At 70.6% G+C, this 24,266-nt stretch carries 23 protein-coding genes; 17 read left to right on the top strand and 6 right to left on the bottom strand.

Translation table 11 applies throughout. The annotated features are described in order from the left end of the window. Window positions 1-64 precede the first annotated feature (64 nt). The 9 genes from HUW46_RS47820 to HUW46_RS47780 all read left to right on the top strand — a co-directional run bounded on the left by HUW46_RS47820 (window position 65) and on the right by HUW46_RS47780 (window position 8,025). A complete protein-coding gene (locus HUW46_RS47820) occupies window positions 65-517 on the top strand; it encodes a MarR family winged helix-turn-helix transcriptional regulator (protein ID WP_215545230.1) in 453 nt (150 codons plus the stop codon). A 62-nt stretch (window positions 518-579) separates the two neighbouring features. Continuing rightward, window positions 580-1,506 carry a hydroxymethylglutaryl-CoA lyase gene (locus HUW46_RS47815; protein ID WP_215545229.1) on the top strand — a complete coding sequence of 309 codons (927 nt, stop codon included), beginning with the start codon at window positions 580-582 and terminating at the stop codon, window positions 1,504-1,506. Then, complete coding sequence (locus HUW46_RS47810) at window positions 1,499-2,230, top strand: enoyl-CoA hydratase/isomerase family protein (protein WP_215545228.1); 732 nt, start codon at window positions 1,499-1,501, stop codon at window positions 2,228-2,230. The genes HUW46_RS47815 and HUW46_RS47810 overlap by 8 nt, the downstream gene beginning before the upstream one ends. Further along, entirely contained in the window at window positions 2,227-3,414 is a 1,188-nt protein-coding gene (locus HUW46_RS47805) for a CaiB/BaiF CoA transferase family protein (protein ID WP_215545227.1), read from the top strand. Before HUW46_RS47810 ends, HUW46_RS47805 begins: the two co-directional genes overlap by 4 nt. Window position 3,415: 1 nt before the next feature. Beyond that, a complete protein-coding gene (locus HUW46_RS47800) occupies window positions 3,416-4,165 on the top strand; it encodes an enoyl-CoA hydratase/isomerase family protein (protein WP_215545226.1) in 750 nt (249 codons plus the stop codon). Window positions 4,166-4,170: 5 nt separating this feature from the next. Continuing rightward, window positions 4,171-5,790 carry an AMP-binding protein gene (locus tag HUW46_RS47795; RefSeq protein WP_254125630.1) on the top strand — a complete coding sequence of 540 codons (1,620 nt, stop codon included), beginning with the start codon at window positions 4,171-4,173 and terminating at the stop codon, window positions 5,788-5,790. Continuing rightward, window positions 5,787-6,755: an NAD(P)H-dependent flavin oxidoreductase gene (locus tag HUW46_RS47790; RefSeq protein WP_215545225.1), complete on the top strand. Its 969-nt coding sequence runs from the start codon at window positions 5,787-5,789 to the stop codon at window positions 6,753-6,755. The genes HUW46_RS47795 and HUW46_RS47790 overlap by 4 nt, the downstream gene beginning before the upstream one ends. Before the next feature lie 56 nt (window positions 6,756-6,811). Beyond that, on the top strand, window positions 6,812-7,438 hold the full coding sequence (locus HUW46_RS47785) for a ClpP family protease (RefSeq protein ID WP_215545224.1): 627 nt from the start codon (window positions 6,812-6,814) through the stop codon (window positions 7,436-7,438). Then, complete coding sequence (locus HUW46_RS47780) at window positions 7,435-8,025, top strand: ClpP family protease (protein WP_215545223.1); 591 nt, start codon at window positions 7,435-7,437, stop codon at window positions 8,023-8,025. Before HUW46_RS47785 ends, HUW46_RS47780 begins: the two co-directional genes overlap by 4 nt. A 4-nt stretch (window positions 8,026-8,029) precedes the next feature. Here the strand turns inward: HUW46_RS47780 and HUW46_RS47775 are convergent, their stop codons facing one another. Next, on the bottom strand, window positions 8,030-8,377 hold the full coding sequence (locus tag HUW46_RS47775) for a helix-turn-helix domain-containing protein (RefSeq protein WP_215545222.1): 348 nt from the start codon (window positions 8,375-8,377) through the stop codon (window positions 8,030-8,032). Window positions 8,378-8,494: 117 nt separating this feature from the next. Here HUW46_RS47775 and ligA point away from each other — a divergent pair, with 117 nt between their 5' ends. Beyond that, complete coding sequence (gene ligA / locus HUW46_RS47770; protein WP_215545221.1) at window positions 8,495-10,486, top strand: NAD-dependent DNA ligase LigA; 1,992 nt, start codon at window positions 8,495-8,497, stop codon at window positions 10,484-10,486. A 61-nt stretch (window positions 10,487-10,547) separates the two neighbouring features. On the opposite strand, the gene HUW46_RS47765 is transcribed toward ligA, so the two are convergent. Then, window positions 10,548-11,123, bottom strand: a complete 576-nt coding sequence (locus HUW46_RS47765) for a TetR/AcrR family transcriptional regulator (protein ID WP_215545220.1) — start codon at window positions 11,121-11,123, stop codon at window positions 10,548-10,550. Window positions 11,124-11,231: 108 nt separating this feature from the next. On the opposite strand from HUW46_RS47765, the gene HUW46_RS47760 reads away from it, so the two are divergent. From HUW46_RS47760 to HUW46_RS47750, 3 genes are all read left to right on the top strand, one after another. After that, window positions 11,232-11,660 (top strand): iron chaperone, encoded by a 429-nt coding sequence (locus tag HUW46_RS47760; RefSeq protein WP_215545219.1) that lies wholly within the window; start codon window positions 11,232-11,234, stop codon window positions 11,658-11,660. Between the two features lie 313 nt (window positions 11,661-11,973). Continuing rightward, on the top strand, window positions 11,974-13,167 hold the full coding sequence (locus HUW46_RS47755; protein WP_215545218.1) for a helix-turn-helix domain-containing protein: 1,194 nt from the start codon (window positions 11,974-11,976) through the stop codon (window positions 13,165-13,167). Between the two features lie 62 nt (window positions 13,168-13,229). Next, complete coding sequence (locus tag HUW46_RS47750; RefSeq protein ID WP_215545217.1) at window positions 13,230-13,523, top strand: hypothetical protein; 294 nt, start codon at window positions 13,230-13,232, stop codon at window positions 13,521-13,523. A 435-nt stretch (window positions 13,524-13,958) separates the two neighbouring features. On the opposite strand, the gene HUW46_RS47745 is transcribed toward HUW46_RS47750, so the two are convergent. From HUW46_RS47745 to HUW46_RS48705, 4 genes are all read right to left on the bottom strand, one after another. Further along, the gene (locus HUW46_RS47745; RefSeq protein WP_215545216.1) at window positions 13,959-15,806 is read right to left on the bottom strand and encodes a CheR family methyltransferase; all 1,848 of its coding nucleotides are present in this window, start codon (window positions 15,804-15,806) and stop codon (window positions 13,959-13,961) included. A gap of 11 nt (window positions 15,807-15,817) precedes the next feature. After that, entirely contained in the window at window positions 15,818-16,591 is a 774-nt protein-coding gene (locus HUW46_RS47740; protein WP_215545215.1) for an ATP-binding protein, read from the bottom strand. Then, window positions 16,588-17,592 carry a chemotaxis protein CheB gene (locus tag HUW46_RS47735; RefSeq protein WP_254125628.1) on the bottom strand — a complete coding sequence of 335 codons (1,005 nt, stop codon included), beginning with the start codon at window positions 17,590-17,592 and terminating at the stop codon, window positions 16,588-16,590. Before HUW46_RS47735 ends, HUW46_RS47740 begins: the two co-directional genes overlap by 4 nt. Window positions 17,593-17,733: 141 nt before the next feature. Then, window positions 17,734-18,723, bottom strand: a complete 990-nt coding sequence (locus HUW46_RS48705; protein WP_254125626.1) for a hypothetical protein — start codon at window positions 18,721-18,723, stop codon at window positions 17,734-17,736. A 184-nt stretch (window positions 18,724-18,907) separates the two neighbouring features. Between HUW46_RS48705 and HUW46_RS47725 the strand changes: the two genes are divergently transcribed. Genes HUW46_RS47725 through HUW46_RS47710 form a run of 4 tightly spaced genes read left to right on the top strand, consistent with a single transcriptional unit; the run spans window position 18,908 to window position 24,265 of the window. Then, the gene (locus HUW46_RS47725; RefSeq protein WP_215545213.1) at window positions 18,908-19,942 is read left to right on the top strand and encodes a LacI family DNA-binding transcriptional regulator; all 1,035 of its coding nucleotides are present in this window, start codon (window positions 18,908-18,910) and stop codon (window positions 19,940-19,942) included. Next, window positions 19,939-21,561 (top strand): FAD-dependent oxidoreductase, encoded by a 1,623-nt coding sequence (locus HUW46_RS47720; RefSeq protein WP_215545212.1) that lies wholly within the window; start codon window positions 19,939-19,941, stop codon window positions 21,559-21,561. The genes HUW46_RS47725 and HUW46_RS47720 overlap by 4 nt, the downstream gene beginning before the upstream one ends. Before the next feature lie 20 nt (window positions 21,562-21,581). Further along, window positions 21,582-23,723, top strand: a complete 2,142-nt coding sequence (locus HUW46_RS47715) for a hydantoinase/oxoprolinase family protein (protein WP_215545211.1) — start codon at window positions 21,582-21,584, stop codon at window positions 23,721-23,723. Next, window positions 23,720-24,265, top strand: a complete 546-nt coding sequence (locus tag HUW46_RS47710; RefSeq protein WP_215545210.1) for a hypothetical protein — start codon at window positions 23,720-23,722, stop codon at window positions 24,263-24,265. Before HUW46_RS47715 ends, HUW46_RS47710 begins: the two co-directional genes overlap by 4 nt. Window position 24,266 lies beyond the last annotated feature (1 nt).

The raw sequence follows: 24,266 nt of genomic DNA, 5'->3' as shown, positions 1-24,266 counted from the left end.
TCTGTTGTGAATGTCAACACCGGTGCTGGGGCCGTGGCCGCGAACGGTGGCCTAGAATCACGGGATGAGCACGCTGCTTCCCATCTCCGAGCTGCTGTCGTACCGGATGCACCGGGTCGCCAACGCGATCTCGCGCAGCGCGGCCACCCGCTACCGCCGCGACTTCGACGTCAGCCTCGGCGAATGGCGGACACTCGCCCTGCTCGGCGAGGATTCGACGCTCACGCTGAACCGGCTCGCCGCGCGGGCCGGGCTGGACAAGGCGCAGATGAGCAGGGTGGTGGCCAAACTGGACGAACGCGGCCTGCTGGTCCGCGAGTCCGGTGCCGGGCGCAGCACCCGGCTGTCACTGAGCCGCAAGGGGAAATCCGTCTACCAGGGGCTGATCGAGGCGGCGAACGAGCGCAACGACGCGTTCCTGGTGTGCCTGAGCGCCGCCGAACGCGAGGCCCTGGACTCCGCGTTGGACAAGCTCGGCAAGCTGGCGAAGGCGTTGGAGAGCCAGGAGTCGCTCTAACTGTTGACATTATCAACACCACTCCGGTACTCCTGGGAGGACTGATCCCCAGGAGGTGGTCGATGGCAGACCGCGTGACGATCTGCGAGTGCTTCGCCCGCGACGGGTTGCAGCACGAGACCGGGTTCGTGCCCACCGGAACGAAGCTCGACCTGGTCGCCGCGTTCACCGCGGCGGGGTTCCGCCGCATCGAAGCCACGAGCTACAGCCACCCGCGCCACGTCCCGGCGTTCGCCGACGCGTCCGAGGTGCTCGCGGGCCTTCCCGTGGCCGAGGGCGTCGCGTACAAGGCGACCTGCCCCAACCCGCGGGCCGTGCGGCGCGCGATCGCGGACCTCGACGCCGGTCGCGGGGCCGAGGAACTGAGCTTCCTGGTTTCGGCGACCGAAGGGCACACCGCGCGCAACCTGCGCACCACCCGCGCCGCCCAATGGGAGAACGTCGCGGAGATGACCCGGCTCGCGCGGGGGAGGTTCACCCTGGTCGGCGTCGTGTCGGTCGCGTTCGGCTGCCCCTTCGACGGCGCCGTCGACCCCGGCTCGGTCGTCGCCGACATCGTCCGCTTCGCCGAACTCGGCGCCGGGCTGATCACCCTCGGCGACACGATCGGCGCGGCCACTCCCCGTACCGTCGCCGATCTCTACCGGCGGATCGCGCGGGCCGGGGTCGGGATCCCCGTGGTGGCCCATATGCACAACACGCGCGGGACCGCGCTCGCCAACTGCGTTGCCGCGCTGGACGCGGGCTGCCGCCACTTCGACACGGCGTTCGGCGGTGTCGGCGGGCATCCCGCCCGGATCGCCTACGGGCAAGGGCTCACCGGGAACGCCTGCACCGAGGACCTGGTCGCCCTCTTCGAGGCGATGGGCGTCGACACCGGACTGGACCCGGACCGTGTCGCGGCGGCGTCCGAACTCTGCGAGCGGGCACTGGGCCGCGAGCTGTACAGCATGGTGGCCAAGGGCCGGAAGGAGAAACTCGATGCCTGAGGTCCTACTCAGCGAGGACGAGGGGGCGGTGCGCGTGCTGCGGCTCAACCGCCCCGAGAAGCTCAACGCGCTGAACACCGCGCTCACCACGGCATTGCACGACGCGCTGCTCGAAGCCGACCGCGACGAGGGGGTCCGCGCGCTGGTGCTGGCCGGGAGCGGGCGCGGGTTCTGCGCCGGCGCGGACCTGTCGGAGTTCGGGCATTTGACCCCGGACAACCCCGCCGCGGTGCTGGCGCGGGCCGAGCTGACCAGCCGGACCCAGTCGCTGCTGCGCGAGCTGTCCACCCCGGTGGTCTCCGTCGTGCAGGGCGCGGCGGTCGGCGGGGGAGCGGGACTGGCGATCGGCGCCGACATGACCGTGGTGGCGGCCGACGTGAAGTTCGGCTACCCGGAGATGAAGCACTCGATCGTCCCCGCGGTGGTGATGACCGGCCTGCAGCGCCAGCTCGGGCCCAAGCTGGCCTTCGAGCTGATCAGCCTCGGCCGGATGCTGACCGCGGCGGAGATGCTCGACCTCGGCCTGGCCAACCGCGTCGCCGAACCGGGCGACCTGCTCGGCGAGGGCCTGCGGATCGCCCACCGGTGGGCCGAAGCCAGCCCGCTGGCGATGGCCGCGACGAAGACGCTCTTCCACCGGGTCGCTGATCTGCCCTACGCCGAGGCGATGCGGGCGGGCCGGGACGTCAACGTGATCATGCGCGGGTTCCGGGAGCGCCGATGAAACCGTTGTCGGGCATCACCGTTCTCGACTTCTCCCGGGTGCTGGCCGCGCCGCTGGCCACCCAGTGCCTCGCCGAACTCGGTGCCACCGTGCTCAAAGTGGAGCGTCCCGGTCGCGGCGACGAGTCGCGCGGCTGGGAACCCCGCCTGCCCGCGGGGGAGAGCGCGTACTTCTTCGCGTTCAACCGGGGGAAGCGCTCGATCACGCTCGACCTGAAATCCGAGCGGGGTAGGGGGATCGCCCGCGATCTCGCCGCCAAGGCCGACGTGGTGGTGGAGAACTTCCTGCCCGGCACACTGGACGGGATGGGGCTCGGCTACGAGGCACTGTCCACTGTGAACCCGGGGCTGGTGTACGTGTCGAACACCGGGTTCGGGCAGGACGGGCCCTACCGCGACCGCAAGGGCTACGACACGATCTTCCAAGCCCTGTCCGGGATCATGCACCTGACCGGGCACCCGGACACCCCGCCCGCGAAGGCGGGCGTCCCGATCTCCGACCTCGCTTCCGGGCTGTGGACGGCGATCGCCGTGCTCACCGGGCTCGTCGGGCGCGGCACGTCGGGGCGAGGGTCCCATGTGGACGTGGCGATGATGGACGTCCAGGTGAGCCTGCTGGCGCTGGCCGCGGCCAGGGTGTTCGCCTACGGCGAGGATCCCGTGCGGCAGGGCACGCAGCATCCGGGCCGGGTGCCCTCGGCGGCGTTCCAGTGCCGCGACGGCCGGTGGCTCCACCTCAGCGCAAGCGATCAGCACTGGCGCCCGCTGTGCGAGGTGCTCGGCCTCACCGATCTGCTGGCCGATCCCGACCTGTCCGCGAACGCCGGACGTCTCGGCCAGCGGGAGCGAGTCCTCGGAGCGCTCCGCGCGGCCTTCGCGCAGCGGCCGCGGGCCGACCTCGCCCGTGCGCTGCGCGACCGCGACGTCCCGGTCGGCGAGGTCAACTCCGTCCGCGAGGCCCTCGACGACCCGAACACCGTGGCGCGCGGCATGGTCGGGCACTTCGACCACCCCGCCGAGGGGCGCTTCCCGGCGTTGCGCACCCCGTTGCGGATGGCCGGGTACGAAGACCCGGAACCCGCCGTGCCGCCGCGGCTCGGCGCCGACACCGGCGCGGTGCTGGCTTCGTACCTGGGTCTGTCCACAACGGAAATCACGGCGCTGCGCGAGGAAGAGGTGATCTGAAGTGGACCCGGTGCTGGTGCGCGAGGAGGCGGGGGTCGCCGAGGTGACCCTGAACCGCCCGGAGGCGCGCAACGCGCTGAACCTCCCGATGTGCACGGCGTTGCGCGAGATCTTCGCCGACCTCGACGCCGACGACGGCGTGCGCGCGGTCGTGCTCAAGGCGGACGGCCCGGTCTTCTGCGCGGGCGCGGATCTCAAGGAGCGCAAGGAAAAGGACGAGACCTGGGTCCGCCGTCGCAGGCTCGCCTCGTTCGCCGCCTACGAAACGATCGAACGCTGCGGGAAGCCGGTGCTCGCCGTGGTGGACGGACCCGTGGTCGGCTCCGGCGGCGAGATCGCGATGAGCTGCGACTTCGTGCTCGCCTCCGAGGCGGCGACCTTCCGCTTCCCCGAACCACATTGGGGCACGGTCGGCGCCACGCAACGGCTGCAGCGGGTCATCGGCAAGCGGCGCGCGAAGGAAATCCTGTTCACCGGCCGGGTCGTGGACGCCGTCGAAGCCACCCGGCTCGGCCTGGTGACCCGGCTTGCGGCGGCCGGGGAACTGGAGAGACTGGTGGCGGAGACGGTCGAGGCGATCGTGGCCGCGCCGCCGCTCGCGCTGAGCCTGACCAAGCAGTCGGTCGATCTCGGCGAGGAGGCGGCGCTGACCACCGGCATCCGCATCGAACTCGCCGCGATCGAGCGGAACCTCGCCGACGGCGGCTGGCGGCGGGGCGTGGCCGAGTTCGCGGATCGGAGCGGGGAGTGAGCGCGATGGACCTGGAAGCACTGGACCTGACCGGCGTCTGTCCACTCACGACGGACGAAGCGCTGCGCCGCGCGGCGGCCGTGGTGCCCGAGGTCGAGGCCGTGGTCCACGCGCACGAACGCGTCACCTACGCCGAACTGGCCGAGCAGGTGGCAGCCCTGCGTTCCGCGCTGCACCGCGTGGGCGTCGAACGCGGTGACCACATCGGACTCTGCCTCGGCAACGGTCCCCGCTGGGTCGCGCTGTTCCTCGCCGTCACCTCGCTCGGCGCGGTGACCGTGCCGGTGAACACCCGCTTCAAGGCGCCGGAACTGGAGTACGCGCTACGCCAGTCGGACGTCAAGCTGCTGTTCCTGGCGGAGAAGGTGCTCAGCTCGGAGTTCACCGCGATGCTGCGGGAAATCTGCCCCGCGGTGGAAAAGGAGCTGCCCGACCCGAACCTGCCCCGGCTGGCGCGGGTCGTCGTGCTCGGCGAGGACGTGCCCGCGGGCGCGCTCGGCTGGGACGAGTTCACCTCGGGCGCGGGCGAGCCGGTCGAGGCGTGCAGCGACCCCGACGATGTCGCGCTCGTCCAGTTCACCTCGGGCACCACCTCGTTCCCCAAGGGCGTGCTGCTCACGCACCGGAACATGTGCGCCGACGCGTTCTTCTCCGGCACCAGGCTCGGGTTGCACGCGGGCGACCGGTTCTACAGCGGGCGCCCGTTCTTCCACGTCGCGGGCACGACACTGTCCATACTGGCCTGTATCCAGCAACTGTCCACTTTGGTCACCGCGGAGCGGTTCGTGCCCGAGACCGCGTTGCGCCTGCTCGCCGACGAGCGGTGCACGCACTTCGCCGGGAACGACACCATCGCCCTGATGCTGCTCAACCACCCGGACCGCGACGAGTACCGCCTCAGCCTCCGCGGCGCCTGGCTCGCGGCGTCGCCGACGGTGGTGCGGCGCGTGATCGACGAACTCGGCGCCGCGGAAACCGTGGTCGGCTACGGGTTGTCGGAGGCATCGCCCAACGTCGCGCAGTCGGCGTGGTGGGAGGACGAGCGCCTGCGGGTGGACGGCAGCATGCCGCCGGAGCCCGGGGTGTCCGTGCGCGTGCGCGACCTGGTCACCGGTGCCGACGCGGAACCGGGGCAGCAGGGCGAAATCCTGGTTCGCGGGTGGAACGTGATGCGCGGCTACTACGCGATGCCGGAGCAGACCGCGGCCGTGCTCGACGACGACGGCTGGCTGTCCACCGGCGATCTCGGCGTCCTGCGCGCCGACGGGCGCCTGCTGTTCACCGGCAGGGCCAAGGAACTCATCAGGGTCGGCGGCGAGAACGTCGCGCCAACCGAGGTCGAAGCCGTGCTGCACCGCCATCCGGCGATCCGCCAGGCCGCGGTGGTCGGCGTGCCGGACGAACGGCTCGTGGAAGTCCCGTTCGCCTTCGTGGTCCTCAACGGCAGCGCGGATCCTTCGCCGGGGGAGTTGCTCGACTGGTGCCGTGGCGAGATGGCGGGCTTCAAGGTCCCGCACCACCTGCGGATCGTCGATGGGTTCGAAGGGATCGGGATGACCGCGAGCGCGAAGATCCAGAAGAAGCAGCTCGCCGAGCACGCCGTGCGGCTCCTGGACGCCCGATGATCGCCACGGACGTCACGCGGCTGCTCGGCATCGACCTTCCGATCGTGCAGGCCGGGATGTCCTGGGCCTCGTCCGCGCCGGAGCTGCCGCTGGCGGTGTCCCGCGCGGGCGGCCTCGGCGTGCTCGCCGCCGGGCCGATGCGGCCGGGCGACCTCCGCGACGCGGTGCGGGCGCTGCGCGCGGGCACCGACCACCCGTTCGCGGTCAACCTCCCGCTCTACCGCAAGGGCGCCGAGGAGGCGATGGACCTGTTGGTGGCGGAACGGATCCCGGTCCTGATCGCCTCGCAGGGCGGGCCGCGGCGCTACCTCGACCGGTTCCGCGCCGCGGGCACCGTGTGCCTGCACGTCGTCGCGAGCGCCGAGCACGCGCGCAAGGCGGCCGATGCCGGAGTGGACGGCCTGGTCGTGGTCGGCGCCGAAGCGGGCGGGCACCCGCCGCCGGATCTGGTGTCCACGCTGGTGATCGTCCGTGCCGTCGCCCGCGCGGTACCGGGGCTGCCGCTCATCGCGTCCGGTGGTTTCGCCGACGGGGCGGGATTGGCCGCGGCGCTCGCGCTCGGTGCCGGCGCGGCGCAGTTCGGCACGAGGTTCCTGGCCAGCGCCGAGGCGAACGTCCATCCCGCGTACCAGCGCGCGGTGCTGTCCGCGTCGGTGTCCGACGCCCAGCCGCTGGGCAGGGAACTGGGTGTCATCCGCGCGCTGCCCAACACGTTCACCCGCGAGATGGCGAAGCTCGAACGCGACGGCGCGAGCGTCGAGGACCGCCGGGTCCGATTCGCCGAGTCCACCTTGAAGATGGCCGCGTTCGACGGCGACATCGACAACGGCAAGATCGAAGCGGGCCAAAGCGCGGGCCTCGTCGACGAAGTGCTTCCCGCGGCCGAGATCGTGCGCGCGCTCGCCGCCGAGTACCTGGCCACCGTTCGCGCGCTTCCACAGTGGACGGACGCTGCTGAGAGCTGATCCGCTCACAGCGGAGAAAGCGGCGAACCCGCCCGTGCGGGAGGCATGGTCGTGGCATGACGAACGACGACAAGCAGCCCCTCTTCGACCGGCAGCTGCGGGAACGGTTCTACAGCCAGCGCGTGCTGGTCCTCGACGGCACGCTCGACGACGACAACGGGACCGTGCTCGCCACCCAGCTGCTCGCGCTCGCGAGCGAAGACCAGCGCAAGGACATCGCGCTGTGGATCCATTCTCCCGGCGGGTCGGTGCCCGCGATGCTGGCCATCCGCGACGTGATGCGGCTCGTGCCGTGCGACGTGGTCACGGTGACGTTGGGGCTGGCGTGCAGCGCGGGGCAGTTCCTGCTTTCCGCGGGCACTCCCGGGAAGCGCTTCGCCCTGCCGCACGCGCGCATCCTGATGCACCAGGGTTCGGCGGGGATCAGCGGTTCGGCGGTCGAGGTGGAGGTGCAGGCGGACGACCTGCGGCACACCAGGGACACCGTGCTGGGCCTCATCGCCGAGGACACCGGCCAGCCCGTCGAGAAGATCTTCGCCGACTCGCTGCACGACCGCTGGTTCACCACCGGGCAGGCGCGCGAATACGGCTTCATCGACCACATCGTCGACTCGCTGGACCAGGTGGTGCCCGTGCGCACGCACCGGCTCGGACTCGGCACGGCGGCGGGAGCGCGCGCGTGAGCACCTACACGATTCCCAACGTCATCACGCGGGACGTGCGCGGCGAGCGGGTCATGGACGTCTACTCGCACCTGCTGTCGTCGCGGATCGTCTACCTCGGCACCGCGATCGACTCCGGGGTGGCGAACGCCCTGATCGCCCAGTTGCTGCACCTGGAGGCGGACGATCCGGACCAGCACATCAACCTGTACATCAACTCCGAGGGCGGCGACCCGTCCGCGATGCTCGCGCTGTACGACACGATGCGGTTCATCAAGGCGCCGGTGGCGACGACGTGCGTCGGGCAGGCCGTCGCGGCGAGCGCGGTGCTGCTGGCCGCGGGGGAGTCGGGGCACCGCTCGGTGCTGCCCCACACCAGGGTGGTGCTGCACCAGCCCGCGGCGCAGGGCCGCGGCACCATCCCGGACCTGATCCTGCAGGCCGACGAGGTGGTGCGGGTGCGCACCCAGCTGGAGGAGATCCTCTCGGCGCACACCGGCCGCGAGGTCGCGGACCTGCGGCACGACACCGACCGCGACCGCGTGTTCGACGCGGCGGGCGCGGTCGCCTACGGGCTCGCGGACACGATCATCGACCACCGGCCCTGACCGGTCAGGCCGCCATCAGCAGCGGGCCGGCCGGGCGGCGCACGGGACGCGGGTGGTGGTACCGCCTGACCTCGCCCGCGATCCCGGTGAGCAGGTCGGGCAGGCCGATCCCGAGCGCGCCGGTGACCGCGGCGATCATCTCGCTCGACGGCTCCTTGAGACCGCGTTCGATCTCGGACAGGTACTGGGGTGAGATCCCGGCCCGCTCCGCGATGTCGACGAGGCGACCGCCGCGGTCTTCCCGCATCCCGCGCAGGCTCCTGCCGAGGGCCTCGCGCCACAGCGGTTCGGGCTCGGGGTCGGGCTCGCGGTCCGGGGTGCGGTTCCGGTGGAAGTCGAGGATGTCCGCCATGCCGTCATCCTGGCACTCCTCCGGCACCCGGTGGCAGCGCTTACGCTCACGGCGGAACTCGCGGGCGGATCGGCACTTGCCCGGTCCTGTCGGTGGGCACGGGTAGCGTGCTGTGCCGTGGACGCTGGGAAACGCATTCAGGAACTCGCCGATCAGGTCGTGGCGCTGCGCGACGCCTACTACCGCGGCTCGCCGAAAGTCGCCGACGCCGAGTACGACGAACTCGAGGACGAGCTGCGCGGGCTGATCGAGGCGAACCCTGACCTGGCGCCGGAGCCGAACCCGTTGGAGCGGGTGGGCGCGCCGACGGTGCTGCACGCGCCGGTGCGGCACTCGCGCCCCATGCTGTCGCTGGAGAAGGCGACCAAGCCCGAGCAGGTCGTGGCGTTCTTCGACCGGTTCCCCGGCCAGCCGGTGGTGGTGATGCCGAAGCTGGACGGGTTGTCGCTGGCACTGGTCTACGAAGACGGACGGCTGGCGCGGGCGGTCACCCGCGGCGACGGCACCACCGGTGACGACGTGACCCCGCTGGTGCGGGTGCTGACCAGCGGGGTGCCCGAGCGCATCGACGCGCCTGGCCGGGTCGAGGTGCGCGGCGAGACGGTCATGCTGCGTTCCACCTTCGCCGCCTACAACGCCGCGCACCCGGACAAGCCGCTGATCAACCCGCGCAACGCCGCGGCGGGCACGCTGCGGGCGAAGGACCCGGCCACCGTGGCCGAGCGGCGCCTGCAATTCCTCGCCTTCGACCTGCACACCGATCCGGACAGCGCGGAGTCCGATTTGGACGGTGCGCTGCGCACGCTCGGGTTCGCCGCGGCCGACATGCGGCACTGCGCCGACGCCGAAGCGGCACAGGCGGTGATCTCCGAGATCGAGCGGCGGCGCAACGAGCTGGACTACGACCTGGACGGCGCCGTGCTGCGGCTGGCCGATCGCGACGCCTACGCCGCCGCGGGCACGCGGTCGAGCTCGCCGCGCGGCGCGCTGGCGTTCAAGTTCGCCGCAGAGGAGAAGACCACCGTGCTGTCCGATGTGGTCTGGGACGTCGGGAAGACCGGCAAGATCGCGCCGGTGGCGTGGCTGGAGCCGGTGTTCGTCGGCGGGACCACGGTCACCCGCGCGACGCTGGCCAACCAGGAGGTGATCCGCGCCCGCGGGATCAAGATCGGCGACACGGTGCTGGTGCGCCGCGCGGGTGACGTGATCCCGTTCGTCGCCGGGGTGCTCGACGAGTCGAAGCGCACCGGCGCGGAGGTCGAGATCGTGCCACCGGCGGACTGCCCGTCGTGCGCGCAGCCGCTGACCGAACAGGGCAATAGCCGGGAGTTGTTCTGCACCAACGTGTCCTGTCCCGCGCAGACCGTGCGGCGGCTGATCCACTGGGCGTCGAGGGCGGCGGCGGACATCGACGCCATCGGCGGGGTGTGGATCGAACGGCTCGCCGAGGCAGGGGAGCTGGAGCACCCGTCGGACTTCTACCGGCTGACCAAGGAGCGGTTGCTGGAGTTCGACCGCGTCGGCGAGGTGTCGGCGACGCGCATGATCGAGTCGATCGACGCCAGCCGCGCGGTCGGCCTGCGCCGGGCGCTGATCGGGCTCGCGATCCCGATGGCCTCCGACGGCACCGCGGCCCGGTTGTGCCGGGCGGGGTTCGGGTCGCTGGAAGAGGTCGCCGACGCGGGCGTGGACGCGCTCGTGGCGGTGGAGGACATCGGGCCGAAGGTCGCCGCCTCGCTGGTCGAGCACCTCACCCGGCTGCGGCCCGAGCTGGAACGGCTGCGGGAGCGCGGGGTTTCCCTCGACGTGCGCGAGGAAGACCTGCCCCCGGTGGTCGCGGCCGGTGCGCCGCTGGCCGGGAAGACGGTCGTGGTCACCGGCGCGATCAGCGACCCGCGCTCCGGGGAGAAGGTGCCCCGCCCGACTTTCCAGCGCCTGTGCGAGAAAGCGGGCGCGAGCATCGCTTCGTCGGTCTCGGCGAGCACGGACATGCTGATCACCGGCGCCGAGGTCGGCGCCAGCAAGCTCGCCAAGGCCGAGAAGCTCGAGGTCGAAGTCGTCGACCAGGGCGAGATCTGGCAGCAGCTGATCGACGCCAAGGTCGTCTGAGCGCACCGCCCGTGACGGTGTGCGGCGAGAGCCGTCCACGCTCAGGTGGTCGAGCGGCAGGCTAATGCCCGTAGGCGGCCATGAACATGTCCAGCAAAGCGTCGACGGCCTTCTCGTCGGCGAGGCGTGTCGACAGCAGGTAGCGGTAGTACAACGTGCCGCACAGGACTTCGGCCGGGAACGTCAGGTCGGCACCGGCCACGAGCTCCCCGGCTCGCTGGGCGCGGACGATCCGCGCGAGCGTGCGTTCCTCGACGGTGCGGAGGAATCGGTCGTGCAGCGTGGCGCGCAGGGTGTCGTCGGCTTGGGCTTCCGCGATCAGCGCGCGGTAGACGGGCCCGATCGGCGGTGCGGCGAGCGCGGGGGCCGACCGCAGGAACTGCTCGCGCAGGTCGGCGCGGACGTCGCCGGTGTCGTGGTAGTCGAGGTCGGTGGTCCACACGCGACTGAGCGCGTCCAGCAGCAGCGCCGCCATCGACGGCCAGCGCCGGTAGATCGTGTGCTTCCCGACGCCCGCCCGGCGCGCGACGGCTTCGATGCTCAGCCCGGCGTAACCGCCCTCGGTGGCGAGCTCGATGGTCGTCCGGAGGAGCTCGTCGGTGCGGGCGGCGCCTCGCCGCCGTGGTTCCGTGGCCATGCCCCCGAGTCTATCGGCACGCATCGTGCCATTGACAGTCCACCGGCCCAATGGTCATGATGACGGTTAACGGCACGCACCGTGCCGAAAACCCCTAGGAGGATTCTCATGAGCAGCTTCACGGTCGAAGAGCGCGCCGCGATGAAGGAACACGCCAAGGAGTTGAAGACCGCCGCCCGGCGTGCCTCCCAGGCCGACAAGGCGGCGCAGGCGGAGCGGGACGTCCTCGCGAAGATCGCCGAGATGGTCCCGGCGGACCGGGTGCTGGCCGAGCGCGTCCACGCGGTCGTCACGGCGCACGCGCCGGTTCTGGAGCCGAAGCTGTGGTACGGCATGCCGTCCTACGCGCTCGACGGCAAGGTCGTCTGCTTCTTCCAGAGCGCGGAGAAGTTCAAGGCGCGCTACGCGACGCTCGGTTTCAGCGACCAGGCGGCCCTCGACGACGGCCCGATGTGGCCGGCGGGCTTCGCGCTCACCGACGTGACACCCGCCGTGGAGAAGAGAATCGCCACGCTGGTGGCGCAAGCGGTGCGATAAGCGGGTGCCGGGCCCGTACACCGCTCGTACGGGCCCGGCTCACCGTCGCGTGGCAGTTCGGGCAGCAGTCGTTGCGGTTCAAGGAGGTTCACGTGCCGCCGAGGGAGCCGGTCGCGTCCGGTCGCACCGTGACCGCGACCGGGGGTTGATGAGCGATGTGTTATCGCTAATAATTTCTCCACCCGAGCTGGCCGATTTCACCCGGTCAGGTAACGGCTACCCTGGTGGTGTACCTCCTCGCGGAGCAAACGCCCCCGGTCGACGGGCCGGGGGGCACGCGAAGGGGTCGATTCCGCGAAGGGTGATACCTGCGATGGACGCCACTATCGGCCGGAACATCCGCGAAGCGCGGGAGCGGCGCGGGTTGACCATTCGCGCCGCCGCCGAGTTGTCGGGGCTGAGTTACGGCTATCTCGCGAAGATCGAACGGGGCGAGAAACCAGTCACCAAGCGGGGAGCGCTTGATTCTCTCGCGCTGACACTGCGGGTGTCACCTGCGGATTTAGTGGGAAAACCTTACCCTGCTCGTGATCCTCTTGGCGAAGAGCTCCGCGAAGGAATGGGACGTGTCGAAGACGCACTGACCGGGTGGCGGGTAGACGAAAAACCAGACGCTGCAGTCCGTCCCTGGCGTGAAATTGCATCAGAGATCGACCTGCTCAATAAGGTTCTGCGCCCCAACGCGGATTACTTGGCACAAGCGACCTTGCTGCCGAAGCTGATCCCGGAGCTTCTCGCACTGGCGGCGGACCAGACCTATCGCAGGCCTGCTTTGCTCGGCTTGATCGGAACCTATAAATCGATTGCGTATGTCTCGCTCGATCTCGGCATTCCCGGAGTCCCCTCTCTTGCTGTCGAACGTATGCGACAAGCAGCGGAAGAACTCGAAGACGCTGAAGCTATTGCTGATGTGGCATGGCGGCGGGCGCAGATCATCGGCGGCCGCAACAGGTTCCGGCAACGGGAACTGGCATCGGCTATCGCTGATGACATGCAGGTACCAAAGCACCTTCGAGGCATGGCGAATCTCACGGCAGCGATGGCATCCGCAGTGGTTGGAGATGAGGATACAGCTCTGGGGCGCCTGGGTGAGGCCGCGGAACTTGCCGCGATCATAGACACTGATGATCGCCCCTGGACGCGGACGGACTTCACCCGGACCAATGTCGACATCTGGCGGGTTTCGATCGGTGTCGAACTCGGGTACGGCCCCAAGGTTGCTGAGCTGGCGCAGCGGGGACGCCCGCCGCAGCCACTTCGAGTGGCACATCGGCAGGCCGCATTTTGGTCTGACCTCGGGCGCGCTTTGCTTCCCGAGAAGTCTTCGCGGGCGCGCGGCATATCTGCGTTGCTCAAGGCGGAACAGTTGACGCCTCAGAAGATTCGGACGAATGTGTTTGTCCGAGAAATAGTGTCGAACCAGCTTCACCGCGTCCGGCGTGACTCGGATGAAGGCCGGGAGCTGCGAGGTCTGGCTTGGCGGCTGGGTGTTGCCCCGACTGGGTGAAGTGCCTGGAGTGTGTCCCGCTAGGACACGTCCCATGATCAGCGGTTATTACCGTCCGCGACGTGACAGACAGCAGTACGAACACGCCGCCGAGCCTTCGTGTGGCGACCCGGTGGTTCGCGGGTGATTGCCTTCCGCACCTGTATCGGGTGGGGGAGTTGGAGGACGAGGCGGTCAACCTCCTTCAGCCTCCGGCGCACGTGTCGCCGTACCACGACTTCCATCCGCGTTCGCAGATCTCCGCCAAGCGCATTCCGGCACCGGCCGCGCTCATCGGCACGTGCCCGAAGTGCGCCCGGTGGATACAGCGGAACCGGTACACCGTGCTCCTCGCGCCAGGCGAGGTGTGGGTGTGACGGCGATGGTGTGGGTGCGTTGCGACGATGGTCGTCGGCATTTGTTGCTGCGGATGCATCGTGATCGTGATGGGGTGACGCTGAAAGTCAGGTGTGGCCTCGTTTTCGGTCCGGGTATCGGTCCGAATGCGACGGTCTGCGCGCGGTGTGCCGGGTTGGCGTTGGTCAGTGATCCGGGTGGTGCGGGGGCATGAGCGAGGTGGAGCGTGCGAGGAAGCTATTTCGCGTCTATGAGTCGCGAACGTCCTCGCCCAGCGACCGGGCGGCTGCGCTGAATTGGTTGCGTGGCAACGGGTTTCGGCACATGGTAGAGCCCGGGAACCCGCTCGTTCCGGTCTGCGATGTGCATGAGCACCTGAGTCACAGGTGCGAGTGCTACGACGCGAACGGCAAGCGAGTGCGGTAGGAGACCCGGTTCGCGCACGATCCGGGCCGTCAGCCGCTTTCCTCCATCAGGAGCAGGGCGCCGTGGCTTTCGCCGCCGGCGCCGTGCAGCGCCCCGCACTGGATGCGGACGACCGCCTTGCGTCCGCGGCGGTTGATCGCTTCCACGGTGGTGGTGCTGTGGAAGCCCGCGTCGGCGAGCGCTTCGAGCACCGCGGGGCGCAGGTCGGTCATCGGCAGCCCGATGTCGAGGTTGAGCAGGTGCGTGCCCTCGGCTTCGTCGCGCCGCAACCCCCACAGGTCTTCGGCACCGCGGTTCCACGCCTTCACCCGCATCTCGGTGTCGAGGACGATGATGCCCGCCTTGATCGAGGTCATCACGGACTCGAGGAAGTCGTTCACCTCGTCGAGGTCGACGCTGCGTTCGCGCAGGGCGTCGTTGATGGTCTGCAGTTCGTCGTTGGTGGACTGCAGCTCCTCGTTCATGGTCTCCAGTTCCTCGTTCGTGGACTGGAGTTCCTCGTTGGTCGTCTCCAGCTCCTCGACCGTGGACTGGAGTTCCTCGTTGGTGGTTTCGAGTTCTTCGTTGGTGGACTGGAGTTCCTCGTAGGCCGATTCCAGCTGCCGGTTGGTGTGCTCCAGTTCGGTCAGCAGCTGCCGCGCCCAGCTGACGTCGTGGAACACCACGGACACGCCGAGGAGCTTCTTGTCCTTGCCCAGCAACGGGTTCACGTGCACCTCGTACCACACGGTCTCTCCGGCGCGGCGCCATTCGACGTCCTTGATCCGCAGCGAGCGCCGCTCCATGCGGGCCTGTTCGACGTAGGCGCGCAGCGCGACCGGCCGGTAGGACACGTCGAGATCGCGCAGTGGCCTGCCCACGTCGCGTTCGGACAGTCCGAACGCGATCTCGGCCTGCTGGTTGATCAACGCCGTCGTCTCGTCCTCGGTCACCACGAGCTGTGCCACGGGGCTCGCGGAAAAAGCGTGCTCACGCAATTCTTCGATCCCGTTGATGTCGTAGGCGCGCCGCTGCGGGAAGGAATGGGAGACGAAGTGGTTGTAGCTGACCGGTGCGTTCGTGGCCCTGCGGAACACCCGGCGCTTGAGGTCGATCGGCTCGAAGATCCGGGCGTGGCTGAGCAGCATCTCCGCCTTGCCGAGGAAGAGCAGGCCGCGGGGCGCCAGCGCGAAGTGGAACCGTTCGAGGATCTTCGTCTGGGTTTCGGCGTTGAGGTACATCAGCGTGTTGCGGCACACGAGCAGGTCGATGCGGGAGATCGGCGCGTCCTGCACGAGGTCGTTGCGGCCGAAGATGACCGACCGGCGCAGGTCCTTGCGGAAGCAGTACCGGTTGCCCTGCAGCTCGAAGTACTGGTCGAGCTGCGCCTCGGACAGTCCTTCGACCTCGCTCGCGGTGTAAGCCGCGTGGCGCGCCTGGCCCAGCGCTTCTTCGTCGACATCGGTGGCGTAGATCTTCACACGCTGCCGGAACGCGTCCGTGCCGATCGCGTCGGCGAACAGCATCGCGAGGCTGTAAGCCTCTTGACCGCCCGCGCAGCCCGCGCTCCACACCCGGATCGGGTCCTCCGGGTTGCGCTCGGCCAGTATCGCGGGCACGACCTCGGTGCGGAGGAACTCCCACGCCTCGGGGTCCCGGAAGAACCCTGTCACGTTGATCAGGATGGTGTTGAAGAGGGCGACGAACTCCTCGGAGTTGACCTGGAGCTGGTCGATGTAGTCGGCGTAGCTCTCGATGCCGAGCTGGTCCATCCGCCTGCGGACGCGGCGCATGAGGCTGCTGCGCTTGTAGCCGGTGAAGTCGAAGCCGCGTGACTCCTTCAAGTACGCGAGCACCGATTCGAACTCACTCGTGGTTTCGTCGTGGGACTCGGTCACGCTCCCGCACGCTACCTTGCCCGCCACGACCTGGTCGGCCAGGTTCGGCTCGGCAGCACGGCCCAGACGATCTTGCCGCCGCCCCACACCGGGCTCGAGCCCCACGCCTTGGCCGAACCCGCGACCAGGTGCAGCCCGAGGCCGTGCTCGAGGGTGCTGGTGCGCTCGTGCAACACGGCTGGCCGCGGGTCGTCGTCGGCGACCGCCACGGTGAACAGGCCCCGGCGCAGTTCGAGCCGCACGCGGGCGTCCGAGGTGGTGTGGCGGATGGTGTTTTCGACCAGTTCGGTGACGATCACGAGTGCGTCGTCCCGGAATTCGGGGACGTGCCACTCCGCGCACCTGCCCTCGGTGAACTGGCGCGCCGCGGCCGAGGTCGCCTCTTCATGCGGCAGCCGCAGCCCTGACCGGTGGCGAACCGGCTTGTCGAGGGACCGCCGGGCCGCGTCGACGGTCTCGCACACCGTGACGAACCGGTCGATCGACCGGCGATGCATCAGGGCGAGGTGGTCGGGCCGGGAGACGACCAGGGAGAACGGGACGCCGGGCCAGTCGCCGACCCTGGTGGCCACGAAGGTGAACACGCTCAGCAGCGCGGAGTCCAGCACCTCCACCCCGTCGATGTCGACGACCACGGCCTCCGGCGCCTCCGTGGCGATCTTCAGCAGCCCGTCGCGCAGCACCGGGTAGGTGGTGATGCCGAGGCTGCCGGTCACCTCGACGAGGGTGTATCCCACCCGCGGCCACGGGCGCAGGTCCAGCCAGTGCGGCTCGGATCTCGTCATCGATCCTCCGCGTCGTCGGCGGCGGCCAGGAACCGGCGCAGCGTGTCGGCGGCCACCCGGCAGTCCTGCGCGGTCTCGGCGTACCGCTTCGACAGCGGCGAACCCTCGCTGCCCGCGGTGTGCTGTTCGAGCTTGGCCGCCAGCGCCGCCTTTTCGTCCAGGGAACGCAGCGCCGTCCACAGCGCCTGCCGGAACTGGTCGTCCTGCGCGTCCAGGAGGGCCTTCGCCGTCCAGGCGTGCCCGATCCGGCAGCGGTACTGGCCCTCCACGGGGGCGACCTCCATCAGAGAACCGTGGCAGTCGGGGCACACGAACCCGGAAGCGGGCGCGTCGCTGGGGGAGAGCGCGCCGAGCCGCACGTCCTGCCTGGCTATCCGGTCCTCGAGGCGCATGCCGGACGGCGGGCGTACGTAGGGCCCCTCGGCGACGGGCGTGCGCACCAGCTTGTCGAGCGCTGGGCCGATCGCGTCGGCCGGTAACACGTGTTCCGTGCTCACCTGGGCGAGCGCGCTGTCGGGCATGCCCCGGTGCTGGGCGTCCGCGGGGTCCTGCACGACGGCGAGGCCGCCTTGGCCGATGATGGCGCGAAGTCCGATCGCGCCGTCGTCGAGGACACCGGAGAGCACCACGCCGATCGCGCGCGCACCCGAAGTGAGCGCGACCGACCGGAAGGTCGCGTTGATCGCGGGCCGGTGGCCGTTCTCCGTGGGGCCGTTGGTGAGGACGAGCGTGCCGTCCTCGGTCAGCAGGTGGCGGTCCGGCGGCGCGGTGTGGATGACACCGGGCTCCAGCTTCGCGCCCGACGTCGCCGCCACCGCGGGCAGCCTGCCCGCCCGGTCGAGGATGTCGGCCAGCGCGCTCGGCCTGCCCGGCGGCACGTGCATGACCACGAGCACCGCGGCGGGGAAGCCGGCGGGCAGCCCGGCCGCGACCTGGCGCAGCGCGTCGACTCCACCCGCGGAAGCGCCGATCGCGACGACTTCCCGCGTGGACTCCGACACTGCGCGCACCTCCTCGCCCATAGCTCACCGGATTACCGTTGAGCGCGCTGCCGAAACACGCCGCGACGGTAGGAGAACGGACGCGTCCACGGTACTACCGTCGCGGCGGATCCCCAGGCGGGGCAAGCCGGATGGCCCTGCTCAGGCGCGGGCGATGGCGATGGACCCTTCGAGCCGGGCGCCCGCCTCGTAGATCATGTACTCGCGGCCGTTTTCGGTGCCGAAGCTCGGCGCGGCGCAGCGGCCGCCGTCGGGCGCGCCGGCGAGCGGGCGGTGGAACACGCCGAGGTGCTCGCGCTTCGTGAAGTCGTTGCCGACCTCGGTGATCAGGATGTTCCCGCCCGCTTCGATGTTCGTGTTGTACACGACGTACGTGCTGTTGTCGCGCCACAGCAGATGCGGGCCGCCGACGTTGTTCGCGCCGACGTCGCCGTGCCGGATCAGCGGTTCCTTGGCGAAGGTCCAGTTCCGCGCGTCGGCGGACCAGCCCCAGCCGATGTCGCGGTGGTCGGATTTGTTGTTGAGCATGAACACCATGACGTACCGCGCCTTCTTCGACGGCAGGTCGTGCCGGAACACGCGCGCGTACGAGGTTTCCGTGGTGCCCTCCGGGAGCAGGCGGGTGGAGAGCACTTCCTTGTCGTAGCCAAAGTGGATCCCGTCCTTGGACCGGGCGAGGCGGGTGACGGTGTTCTCGCCGTGGAAGTACAGCCAGAGCTCCTTGGCCTCCTCGTGCCACATCACGTGCGGTGAGGAGACGTGGCTGACGGAGTACTTTCCCGGCCAGTCGCGGGAAACGATCGGGTTGTGCGGATATTCGGTGAACGGGCCTTCCAGCGAATCCGCGTAGGCGAGGCAGATCCCGCCGGGCGGGTCGTGCGGCGCGTAGTAGAGGTAGTAGCGGCCGAGCGGGTTCGCGACGCGGCCGGAAACCCCGCGGATACACGGGAAGATCAGTTCCCCGGTCGGGTTGTAGCGCAGCTTGGCCTTGTCGAACGTGGTCCGCACGAACCGGTAGTCCGGGAAACCGGCGGGCGCGGCCGAGGCCATCGCGGGGAAGGCGGCGCCGAGTCCCGCGGCGGCTCCGATGCTCGCCGTTCCGATCAGCATCTGACGTCGGGAAAGGCTCACGGGAGGCTCCTTCGTCGCTGGAGTGGCTCGAACGACGGTAAGCACGGCTCAAGACGACGGTCAACCTGCTAATACGTATTAGTCACGCTGGGGAGTTCTTTCTGGCGCGTTCGGACAGAATCGTTGACTTCGGCATTCCGCGGATTCACGCTGTGCCTAATCCGCATTAGGACAAGGAGCGCTGATGGCACGAGGTCCGCGTCAGGCGGACATCGCCCGCATCGCGGGGGTGTCCCAGGCGACGGTTTCGGTGGTGCTCGGCGGCAACCGCGCGGGCGTGCGGCTCGCCGAGAGCACCCGACGGCGAGTGCGGGCCGCGGCCGAAGAACTGGGCTACGTCCCGGATCCGGTGGCGACCAGGCTGGCTTCGTCGCGCAACAACCTGCTCGGGCTCTACACCTTCACCGCGACCTTCCCGACCGACGTCGCCGATTCGTACTACCCGATCCTGGTCGGCGTCGAGGAGGAAGCCGCCGAACTGGGGCAGGACCTCATCCTGTTCACCGGGTCCAGCGCGGGCACCCGGACGCACGACCACGCCAGGATCCGCCGCACCCGGCTCGCCGACGGCTGCCTCTTCCTCGGCAGGCACGTGCCGGACGAGCCGATCCGCGAGCTGGTCACCAGTGGTTTCCCGGTCGTCTACATAGGACGGAGGGAGGAACTCGGCGGGACCATTCCCTACGTCGGCGCGGATTACGTCTCCGCGTCCGCGGCGGTGATCGGCAGGCTCGCCGAAGCGGGCCACACCTCGATCCGGTACCTGCGCGAGGACGACGACGCGCCCTCATCGCGGGACCGGGAGCGCGGGGTGCTCGAAGGCGCGGCGGCGCACCGGGTGGACATCGGCGTGGAGCGGTTCGCCGGGGGCAGGCTTCCCTGCCCCCGGCGCTGGACGGCGGACGGCGTCACCGCGGTGGTGGTCGAGGAAACCGATACCGGCGCCGTCTTCCACGCCGTGACCCGCGCGGTGGCCGGGGCGGGATTGTCGGTACCGCAAGACCTTTCGCTCGCCGTGCTCGGCCGCCCGCCCGCAGGCACCACCGGCCCGGTCGTCAGCGGATTCGAAGTACCCCGGCGGGAAATGGGCCGCGGTGCGGTCCGCCTGCTCGCGGCGCTCGTCGAACCGGACCGGCGCGCCCCAGCCGAGCCGCACCGGCTCCTGCCCTGCGCGCCCGTCGCGGGGGACACCATCCGACGCATCCGGGAAGAGGCATGAGGAAACTGGACACGGAGATCCTGGTCGCGGGCGGCGGGCTCGGCGGCACCGCGGCCGCGCTCGCGGCGGCCCGCGCGGGACACCGCGTGGTGCTCACCGAGGAGACCGACTGGATCGGCGGCCAGCTGACCGCGCAGGCGGTTCCCCCTGACGAGAACCCGTGGATCGAGCGCTTCGGCGGCACGCGCACCTACCGCGCGCTGCGCGAGGGGATCCGCGAGTACTACCGCCGCGCCTACCCGTTGCGGGCGGGCGCGGCGCGGCTGCCGGAGCTGAACCCCGGCGCCGGGCGCGTCAGCAAGCTCTGCCACGAGCCCAAGGTCGCGCTCGCGGTGCTGCAGGAACTGCTCGCCCCGCAGATCAGCGCGGGCCGCGTCACCGTGCTGCTGGAGCACCGGCCGGTCGCCGCCTCGGTGACCGGGGACCGGGTCGAGTCGGTCACCTTTTCCGGCGCGCACGAGGAAAACGTCCTCGTGCGCGCCGAGTACGTCCTCGACGCCACCGAGAACGGCGACCTGCTTCCCTTGGCAGGCGCCGAATACACCGTCGGTGCCGAGGCCAGGGCCGAGCACGGCGAACCGCACGCCCCGGAGGTCGCGGACCCGGAGAACCTGCAGGGGATCACCTACTGCTTCGCGCTTTCCCACCACGAAGGGGAAAACCACGTCATCTCCAAGCCCGCGATGTACGAGTTCTGGCGGGCGTACACCCCGGAGTTCTGGCCGGGGCCGCTGCTCGGCTTCCTCGCGCCCGACCCGCGCACCCTCGAACCCGTCGAACGCACCTTCGTGCCGAACCCGGACACCGATCCGCTCGAGATCAGCGCCGACCAGAGCGCGGACGCCGGGGACAAGGAGCTGTGGGGGTTCCGCCGGATCCTCGCCCGCGGCCTGCACGAGCCCGGCGCGTTCGACTCCGACATCACGCTGGTGAACTGGCCGCTCAACGACTACTGGCTGCGGCCCGCGCTGGAGATCGACGGCAAGACCGACGCGGCCGACGTCGAACGCGCGCACTACGAGGCGAAGCAGCTCTCGCTGTCGGTGCTGTACTGGCTGCAGACCGAGGCACCGCGGCCCGACGGCGGCACCGGGTTCCCCGGGCTCAAGCTCCGCCCCGACGTCACCGGTACCCGCGACGGGCTGGCGAAATCCGCCTACGTCCGGGAGTCCCGGCGGATCAGGGCGGTCACCACGGTCACCGAGCACGACGTGTCGGCGGAGATCCTCGGCGTGCGGGGCCGGGTGTCCCGGTCCGATTCGGTCGGCGTCGGCAGCTACCGGATCGACCTCCACCCGTCCACGTCGGGGGACGGCTACATCGACGTGGCGAGCGTGCCGTTCGAGATCCCGCTCGGCGCGCTGCTGCCGGTCCGGATGAGGAACCTGTTGCCGGCGGCCAAGAACGTCGGCACGACGCACCTCACGAACGGCTGCTTCCGGCTGCATCCGGTGGAGTGGAACATCGGCGAGGTGGCCGGGCTCCTCGCGGGTTTCGCGCTGCGGCGCGGCGTCACCCCGCACGCGGTGCACACCGACGAGAAGCTCTTCGACGAGTTCGCGGGCGAACTCGACCGTGCCGGTGTCGAACGCCACTGGCCCGAGGTCCAGGGCTACTGAGCGGTCCGAAAGGTGTTGCGATGGCGCGAAAGCGAGTGCGGATCGGGATCGACGTCGGCGGCACCTTCACCGACGCGGTCGCGGTGGACGCGGAGACGTTCGCCCTGCTCGCCAAGGCGAAGGTGCCGACCAGTCACGACCACCCGGACGGGGTGGCCGGGGGAATCCTGCTGGCGCTGGAAAAACTGCGCGCGGAGGCGGGGATCGGCGCCGAGGACGTCTCGTTCCTGGCGCACGGCACCACGCAGGCCACGAACGCACTGCTCGAAGGCGACGTCGCGGTGGTCGGGATCGCCGGGATCGGCCGGGGGTTCGACGCCTTCGCCACGCGCAGGCTGCGGTCGCTCGGGAAGCTGGAACCCGCGCCGGGCAGGCCGCTGCCGATCCGGTACGCCGCGGTGCCCGATCCGGGCGACGCGGTCGCGGTGAAGGCGGCGGTGGACCGGCTGCGGGCGGACGGCGCCGAGGTGATCGCGGCGGTGGAACCGTTCAGTGTGGACGATCCGCTCGGGGAACGCGCCGTGGCCGCCGAGGCCAGGGCGCGGGGCCTGCCCGCCACGGCGACGCACGAGATCACCGGGCTCTACGGGCTGGCGAAGCGCGCGCGGACGGCGGTGCTCAACGCCGCGATCATGCCGCGCATGGTCGAAACGGCCGATCTCGTCGAACGCAGCGTGGCCGCGGCCGGGATCACCGCGCCGTTGATGGTCGTGCGCGGGGACGGCGGCGTGATGGCGCTGCCGGAGATGCGGGCGAGGCCGCTGCTGACCGCGTTGTCCGGACCGGCGGCCGGGGTCGCGGGCGCGCTGATGGGGGAGAAGCTCAGCGAGGGGATCTTCCTGGAGACCGGGGGCACCTCGACCGACATCAGCGTGATCCGGCGCGGCCGTGTCCAGGTGCGGCACGCGCGGCTCGCCGGGCGGGAGACCTACCTGCCCTCGCTCGACGTCCGCACGGTAGGGGTCGGCGGGGGCTCGATGATCCGGTTCGACGGGACGTCGATCGCCGGGGCGGGGCCGCGCAGCGCGCACATCGCCGGTCTGCCCTATGCCTGCTTCGCCGACGCGTCCGCTTTGGACGGTGCCGAACTGGTGACCGTCTCACCGAGGCCGGACGACCCGGCGGACTACGTCGCGCTGCGGACCGGCGAGGGCGGCCGGTACGCGATCACGGTGACCTGCGCGGCGAACGCCGCCGGGGTCGTGCCTTCCGGCAGCTACGCGCGCTGCGACCCCGCGTCGGCGAAGGCCGCGCTGGTCCCGCTGGCCCGCGCGCTGAACCTGTCCGTTGTGGACGCCGCGCGGACGGTGCTCGACCACGCCGTGCGCCCGGTGAGGGCCGTGGTGGACCAGCTGATCGACGCGTACCGGCTGGACGACGGCGCCCTCGCGCTCGTCGGCGGTGGCGGTGGCGCGGCCGCCGTCACCCCGTACCTCGGTGAATCGTCCACTATGGATTGGCGGATCGCCGCGCACAGCGAAGTGATCAGCCCGCTCGGGGCCGCGCTCGCCCTCGTGCGCGAATCCGTGGAGCGCATCGTGCCCACCCCCACGCACGCGGACGTGCTGGCGGTACGGGCCGACGCCGAGCGCGCGGTCGTCGCGCAGGGCGCCGATCCGGCCGGGGTCGAGGTCGACGTCACGGTCGATCCCCAGCGCAACCTGATCCGCGCGATCGCGACCGGCGCCACCGAACTGCGGACGAAGGACCGCTCGGCGAGCGCCGCGGACGCGGAGCTGACCGCCGAGGTGGCCCGCTCGCTCGGGGTCGGCCTCGCCGAGGTGACCGAACTGGCGCGGACCGCGCACCACCGCGTGCTCGGCGCGCGCGTCCGGGGCCGCGGTTTCCGCCGCCTGAAACCGCCGAGGCTGCGGCTGCGGGTGATCGACGAGGACGGGGTGATCCGGGTGCACAGCCCGGACGCGGTGGTCCGCAGCGTCACCGCGGGCACCGCGGCGGCGGAGCTGACCGCGTCCGTCGACGAACGCACGAGCTTCGGCGACGGCGGCTCCAGAGCACCCGCCGTCCGGTTGCTGGTGGGACCGAAGATCGCCGACCTGTCCGGCGTGCTCGACACCGGCCAGCTGCTCGCACTGATCAGGACCGAAACCGGAACCCGGCCCGCGGACGAACCCGTCGTGGCGATCCTGGAGGCCCGATGACCACCACCGACGAGGACCTCGCCGTCGATCTGCTGCGCGCCGCGCCGACGCACGAGAACCGTGCCGAGGAACGGTTGCGCGCGTGGGCACGGATCGCGCTGGCCTTCGGCGACGAACTCGCCGCGACGCCGGATCCCTTGCCCGCGCCCGAAATCGCCGAGGTGCTCGGCGGAGCGCGCGACGACGTTCTTGTCCTCGCCGAGTACGACACCCGCGTGCGGACGATCCTCGTCCGCCCCGACGGCATCTCCCGTGCGGTGAAGGTCCTGATGCGCGCGGGCGTGAGTGTCACGGCGGGGGAGCTGCGCGCCGCGGCCGTCGCACACGAGGTCGCGCACCACCGGATGCACCGCGGCGAGGGCCGCGAACTCGCCAGGCGCCTCGGCCACACCGCGTTCCGGCTCGGCCCGTGGCGGATCCGCGGGCACGTCACCGGGGCCGACGAGCTCGCCGCCCACCGCTTCGCCCACCGGCGCACCGGGATCGGCCACGGCCCCCTCGCCCTCACCGCGGCGCTGACCCGCCACACGTTCGGAGGTTGAC

This window comes from Amycolatopsis sp. CA-230715, assembly GCF_018736145.1.
Lineage (GTDB): Bacteria > Actinomycetota > Actinomycetes > Mycobacteriales > Pseudonocardiaceae > Amycolatopsis.
Note: the sequence above shows the minus strand (reverse complement) of the source record. Positions and strands in the feature narration are given on the sequence as shown.

Excerpts from the sequence above, each read along its gene's own strand:
- HUW46_RS47790 (WP_215545225.1), top strand. The coding sequence starts at position 5,787 with ATGATCGCCACGGACGTCACGCGGCTGCTCGGCATCGACCTTCCGATC.
- HUW46_RS47710 (WP_215545210.1), top strand. The coding sequence starts at position 23,720 with ATGACCACCACCGACGAGGACCTCGCCGTCGATCTGCTGCGCGCCGCG.
- HUW46_RS47725 (WP_215545213.1), top strand. The coding sequence starts at position 18,908 with ATGGCACGAGGTCCGCGTCAGGCGGACATCGCCCGCATCGCGGGGGTG.
- HUW46_RS47785 (WP_215545224.1), top strand. The coding sequence starts at position 6,812 with ATGACGAACGACGACAAGCAGCCCCTCTTCGACCGGCAGCTGCGGGAA.
- HUW46_RS47820 (WP_215545230.1), top strand. The coding sequence starts at position 65 with ATGAGCACGCTGCTTCCCATCTCCGAGCTGCTGTCGTACCGGATGCAC.
- HUW46_RS47740 (WP_215545215.1), bottom strand. The coding sequence starts at position 16,591 with ATGACGAGATCCGAGCCGCACTGGCTGGACCTGCGCCCGTGGCCGCGG.
- HUW46_RS47760 (WP_215545219.1), top strand. The coding sequence starts at position 11,232 with ATGAGCAGCTTCACGGTCGAAGAGCGCGCCGCGATGAAGGAACACGCC.
- HUW46_RS47815 (WP_215545229.1), top strand. The coding sequence starts at position 580 with ATGGCAGACCGCGTGACGATCTGCGAGTGCTTCGCCCGCGACGGGTTG.
- HUW46_RS47775 (WP_215545222.1), bottom strand. The coding sequence starts at position 8,377 with ATGGCGGACATCCTCGACTTCCACCGGAACCGCACCCCGGACCGCGAG.
- HUW46_RS47810 (WP_215545228.1), top strand. The coding sequence starts at position 1,499 with ATGCCTGAGGTCCTACTCAGCGAGGACGAGGGGGCGGTGCGCGTGCTG.
- HUW46_RS47765 (WP_215545220.1), bottom strand. The coding sequence starts at position 11,123 with ATGGCCACGGAACCACGGCGGCGAGGCGCCGCCCGCACCGACGAGCTC.
- HUW46_RS47715 (WP_215545211.1), top strand. The coding sequence starts at position 21,582 with ATGGCGCGAAAGCGAGTGCGGATCGGGATCGACGTCGGCGGCACCTTC.
- HUW46_RS47720 (WP_215545212.1), top strand. The coding sequence starts at position 19,939 with ATGAGGAAACTGGACACGGAGATCCTGGTCGCGGGCGGCGGGCTCGGC.
- HUW46_RS47755 (WP_215545218.1), top strand. The coding sequence starts at position 11,974 with ATGGACGCCACTATCGGCCGGAACATCCGCGAAGCGCGGGAGCGGCGC.
- HUW46_RS47795 (WP_254125630.1), top strand. The coding sequence starts at position 4,171 with ATGGACCTGGAAGCACTGGACCTGACCGGCGTCTGTCCACTCACGACG.
- HUW46_RS47805 (WP_215545227.1), top strand. The coding sequence starts at position 2,227 with ATGAAACCGTTGTCGGGCATCACCGTTCTCGACTTCTCCCGGGTGCTG.